Source organism: Pseudidiomarina aquimaris, assembly GCF_003987395.1.
In the GTDB taxonomy this organism is placed as follows: Bacteria; Pseudomonadota; Gammaproteobacteria; order Enterobacterales; family Alteromonadaceae; genus Pseudidiomarina; species Pseudidiomarina aquimaris.
The window spans coordinates 1-4,998 of sequence record NZ_PIPT01000017.1 but is presented as its reverse complement, the minus strand read 5'-3'; the positions used below and the strand labels follow the sequence as shown (position 1 = coordinate 4,998).

Here is a 4,998-nt window from a genome sequence, read left to right as displayed (position 1 = left end):
CCGTCCGCCGCTCGTCAGCAAAGAAGCAAGCTTCTCTCTGTTACCGCTCGACTTGCATGTGTTAGGCCTGCCGCCAGCGTTCAATCTGAGCCATGATCAAACTCTTCAGTTTAAAAGTTTAATCGACCCATTGAATTTCATGACTTAAGCTTTAATTTGTTAAGCACTTCGTTCAATCAGTCAGGTGTACCATTTAAGGTACTTGTTGCATCCGAAGATGCTTCTCTGCCTGAATCCGGTAAGTGCCCACACAGTTTGCTTGGCTTGATATATTTTTAAAGAACGTTTCGCTTCGTTGAGCGAGGCCGCGTATTCTACATGGCCTTAGTTTTCTGTCAAGCCTTTCGACATAATTTTTTCTGACTGAAAACTTCTGCTTTTGGCGGCTTCGTTGCCTGCCTCAAGCGTGGAGCGCATTTTAGAGATTTAACTGCGCACGTCAAGCGCCTTTTTGCAGTTTTCGCGTGTTTTTTTGCTGACTGCTGTTTTGTTGCGCAGATCGCTGCTTTTTTGAATCAACTCGCGTGGAATAAGGGTTTCTGCTAGTCTTAACGACTGTTGTTGAGATCAAAAAGATAACAATTTGAGGAGTAAGTACCCATGAATGGCGATATTCGTAGTTATCAAGGTATTGAACCCACCATTGGGGAACATGTGTACATTGACCAAAGTGCCGTCATTGTTGGTGACGTTACGCTAGGCGAGAACAGCAGTGTTTGGCCTTTGGTGTCAGCGCGCGGTGACGTGAATTACATTAAAATAGGCGCGCGCACAAATATCCAAGACAACTGTGTACTGCACGTAAGCCGGAAAAGTAGCCGCAACCCCGATGGTCACCCACTCATTATTGGCGAAGATGTAACGGTAGGGCATCACGTCATGTTGCATGGCTGCACGATTGGTTCACGTATTCTCATCGGCATGTCAGCAGTGATCATGGATGGTGCGGTCGTAGAAGACGACGTTATTATTGGTGCAGGTAGTCTCGTACCGCCTGGCAAGACATTACGTAGCGGTTACCTTTATGTCGGAAGCCCAGTTAAAGAAGCACGCCCACTAACTGAAGAAGAGAAAGCCTTCTTACCGGCATCAGCAGAGAACTACGTAAGGCTGAAGGATGAATATGCTTTGAATGTGCACTCCGTATAGATTACGAGACGCTTCAAATAACAAGAGCCTGACTGTTACCACCGCACCATCAATGTAATACACCGTGCGGTTGCCGCTTACCGTCTTTTTAAAGCGCTGCCAGTTGGCGTCGTAGGCAAAGTTAACGGTGCTGCCACCGGCAGCCATGGTCACACTTAACAACGAGTTGGCTGACGCCTTGCCAATGTTACCGCCTAAAATAGTGCTCGGGTTTAGTTTGCCACTACATACTCATAGGATGTCACACCTTGGCCTAAGTAGGTTATTGTATGGAATACCCCATCATTTGGCGTTGTGTAACCAAGGTAACCAGTATCAAACTTTTTTGAATTGCCATTACCTGTGACCCTTAATGCACCATCCTTGTCGGCATTAAAGCTAGCTGACACAGACTGTCCAGCGACAAGTTCGCCTTGCCAAATCAAGCTTTCTGACGCGTATATTTTCACATTTGATATTTGTTCCGAACTAGAATTTTTTAATGTGACTTTACTCGTTACTCCGCATCCTCCGAGAATCAACACAAGAATGATAGTTACGAATTTAGTAATCAGTCTCGACATTTTCGCTACCCCCTATTATCTCAAATGGTTTTGTACGGAGATCACCTTGCCTTATGGCTCTTAAAATAACGCGTTTTGCTTCCTCTACTTTAAAATCAGGGTTACTCCCCAATATCCTGCCAACATTATTGTTATACAGATCCATGGTGGTCTCACCCAGTGCATTACCTGAGTAGCGTTCATGAGCATCCCCAAACTCCTTTGCTGCATCAACACCGAGCTTCTTGGTCATCAAATAATTCCAAGTCGCGTGCCTGAATGCATCAGCCACGTTATTCCATGCTGTTCGGATATTAGGGAATGCTTCCTTGGTTAGCTCTACAGCATCGTCAGCAGCCTCTTTTGCTTCGAGCGCATCTAACGGATTAAGAACGGCGTTGGCAAATTCACTACGCCCATTCGGGTCATAGTCCAACTGCTCGAATAATACGTCAGCATCAATTTTGTCTGATTTTGGTGTGATTGCTAGCGTGTGATTCTCACTAACACCAACCTCCCCAGGCGCACCCAGTTCCTCAGCCTCAACATCGCTATCAGAGCCATCGCTCGATGGCGCGCTGCCATTACTCGCAGCTGCGCCGCTAAAGTCGTTTTTGGTTGGCGTACCGCCGTTGAGAACTGTGGCGCATGCAGCCATGCTCTCAATACAATCAATGGAGCCTTGTACAAGCGCATACCCACTCGGGTCGGTGCCCGCCAGCGGGTTATTCATAATGTACGAGTACGGGTTCAGCGACTGGCTATTGCCGGGAGCCTGAACAAACGGGTCGATGCTTAAAAAGCGGCCAAGGTTGTAATCGTACACCCGACCGTTCATATGAATCAATTGCGCTTCATCAATGTGCTCATGGTCGGTAAAGCCGCGTAGCGTGAACGGTGTGCCGCCAACCACATCAAACAACGTTGCCGCGCTGCTCGGCAGCATCGTGCCGTAGCGGGGTTTGCCGAACGGGTCGTAGCTGCGATGCTCGAGAATATGATTGTTGTGGTCGGTGAGTGTGACCACCGAGCCTAAACGGTCGCGCAGCGTGTAGGTGATTTCATGGCTGGCAAGCGACAAACCGGCATACTTCGTGCGTTTGACGATGGCGATATCGTCAATGTAGGTGCGGGTTATGGTGGTGTCATCGACCTGCTCGACCTCCACCGAATCATCAATGTAATACACCGTGCGGTTGCCGCTTACCGTCTTTTTAAAGCGCTGCCAGTTGGCGTCGTAGGCAAAGTTGACGGTGCTGCCGCCGGCGGTGATTTGTGTCGGCTTATTCAGTGCATTGTAGGTAATCGCCTTGCCAGCTCCGCTGATAAGGTTACCGTTATTATCGTAACTAAAGCTGGTGCTGCCACCGCCCACCAAGGTCGCACTTAACACCGCGTTAGGTCCCGCATTGCCAGCGTTACTTTTACCGCTCGAGCCATAGGTCATACTGCTCGCATAGTCACTTTTTTGCGTTAAGTTCCCTGTCGCATCATAACTGTAGCTAATGCTGCCGCCTGAGCTTAAGCTACTACCCGTAAGGCGATGCAAATCGTCATAACTGTACGACTCTGTCACACTCATCGCACCGTTGTTGCTTTCCATCGTTTGGCTGTCGAGGTTACCGAAGCGACCGTAATAGTACGCCAGATAATGCAGCTCATTGCCCACCGCGCTTGCCGCGCCCACCTGCTTCAACTGTCCCGAAACTTGGTCGTAGGTTCGGCTCACTTAGCGGCGCCAATTAATTCAGAAATGTTTATGCTAAAGTCTTCTTTACTTCGGCCTTTAGAGTCAGCACTGCCGACATTGTCTAACTTAAAGTCAATAACATATCGCCTAGCTTGCTCTAAACTATTCGCCCAAACCATTTCCGCCATGCCATTTTCGACGTGCACAATTGTCCAAGTGTTTGTCGTAGCATCACTAATACTAACCCAACTGACGCGCTCACAAGGTTCACAACCTGAATCCAAGCGATGCAGTTTGGACTGGTCAACTTTTATGGTGAGCTCTATGGAGTCTTCAGCCTTACCGCCAATATAATAGTCAATAGCAATGCCACACTCTTCCAGCTCAGCGATTGTTGCGTGAGCATCGGCTATAGACATAAACGACACCAGAGCAATTAGAGAACTTATCATTCTTTTGTCCTTTGTATTGAGTTTCTATACCGCCGAACGGCCAGCTTCGACGACAGGAAAAATGCAGCCATTTGGCTTTCTGTGACATGTTTTCGAATGTTTAGGGGGTTAGCCTTGTTAAAATGGCGTGATTCATGTGCGAGTACGCGTATCGTATTTTCTATACCCGTATAACCACCGCGCGTAAAAGTTGCACTTTTATAGATTATCGACTTCCCGGCGTAGTGGTATCCGTTGACCCAGACTTTTTCATAACCTCTAATATGATAGGCCCTACCTGCGTATTCGTTAGCCTCTTGAAAACTATTGAAAGTTGCTGGCTCGTAAACTTCTAGTGGATTGTCGATACTACGCAGGGCTACAGCATACTTATCTTGAAACTCTCTTTCTTCACCATAGTTAGCGATATCGTCTTCAAAGAACTCATTAGCTTCCTGATAGATATTTTGCGAGTCCCCTTCTAGGTTCCCCAATTGTTCCCGAGATATAGCCCCAACTAACTCAGTCGTAGCCAAACCTGAGGAGCTATAACTCACCAATGGAAACAAAGAGACACTCTCACCAGAGGATATAGGCTTGCTCCCTGGAGAGCCAATACCAGCGGAGTCCTCTTCAATACCTAAGGAGACCACCTCAACTGTTACAGTACCGTCAGCCCCGTTGGAGCCCGCCTCCGTAAACCCATGATACCCAATCATACAATGGAAGTTGCAGTGCTGCTGTTCACCAAACCCTAAGTTACCCACACTCGCATACCCACTCGGGTCGGTGCCCGCCAGCGGGTTATTCATAATGTACGAGTACGGGTTCAGCGACTGGCTGTTGCCGGGTGCCTGAATCAACGGGTCGATGCTTAAAAAACGGCCAAGGTTGTAATCGCACACCCGACCGTTCATATGAATCAATTGCGCTTGGTCAATGTGCTCATGGTCGGTGAGGCCGCGTAGCGTAAACGGTGTACCGCCAGCCACATCAAACAACGTTGCCGCGCTGCTCGGCAGCATGGTGCCGTAGCGGGGTTTGCCGAATGGGTCGTAGTGTAATCCCCCCGAAAAATCGGAGCAGTTATAAGTAGAAAATTCCGTTAAACTAAAACGAAGGAGTTTTCTATGCGCAAATCACGATACACAGACAGTCAGATCTTAGCGATTCTGAAACAAAACGA

General features: G+C 48.1%; 5 protein-coding genes and 1 rRNA gene. 1 reads left to right on the top strand and 5 read right to left on the bottom strand.

Features of this window, described 5'->3' with window-relative positions; translation table 11 throughout:
- A 16S ribosomal RNA gene (locus tag CWE21_RS13315) occupies window positions 1–112 on the bottom strand; the annotation flags it as partial.
- Window positions 113–600: 488 nt separating this feature from the next.
- Here CWE21_RS13315 and CWE21_RS13310 point away from each other — a divergent pair.
- On the top strand, window positions 601–1,149 hold the full coding sequence (locus tag CWE21_RS13310; RefSeq protein WP_126834905.1) for a gamma carbonic anhydrase family protein: 549 nt from the start codon (window positions 601–603) through the stop codon (window positions 1,147–1,149).
- Between the two features lie 212 nt (window positions 1,150–1,361).
- On the opposite strand, the gene CWE21_RS13305 is transcribed toward CWE21_RS13310, so the two are convergent.
- From CWE21_RS13305 to CWE21_RS13290, 4 genes are read right to left on the bottom strand one after another with little or no spacing between them, the layout of a single operon-like run.
- A complete protein-coding gene (locus tag CWE21_RS13305) occupies window positions 1,362–1,712 on the bottom strand; it encodes a hypothetical protein (protein WP_126834904.1) in 351 nt (116 codons plus the stop codon).
- Complete coding sequence (locus CWE21_RS13300) at window positions 1,693–3,420, bottom strand: RHS repeat domain-containing protein (protein WP_126834903.1); 1,728 nt, start codon at window positions 3,418–3,420, stop codon at window positions 1,693–1,695. The genes CWE21_RS13305 and CWE21_RS13300 overlap by 20 nt, the downstream gene beginning before the upstream one ends.
- Window positions 3,417–3,800: a hypothetical protein gene (locus CWE21_RS13295; RefSeq protein WP_126834902.1), complete on the bottom strand. Its 384-nt coding sequence runs from the start codon at window positions 3,798–3,800 to the stop codon at window positions 3,417–3,419. Before CWE21_RS13295 ends, CWE21_RS13300 begins: the two co-directional genes overlap by 4 nt.
- 29 nt (window positions 3,801–3,829) lie before the next feature.
- Entirely contained in the window at window positions 3,830–4,837 is a 1,008-nt protein-coding gene (locus CWE21_RS13290; protein WP_126834901.1) for an RHS repeat domain-containing protein, read from the bottom strand.
- Between the last annotated feature and the right edge of the window lie 161 nt (window positions 4,838–4,998).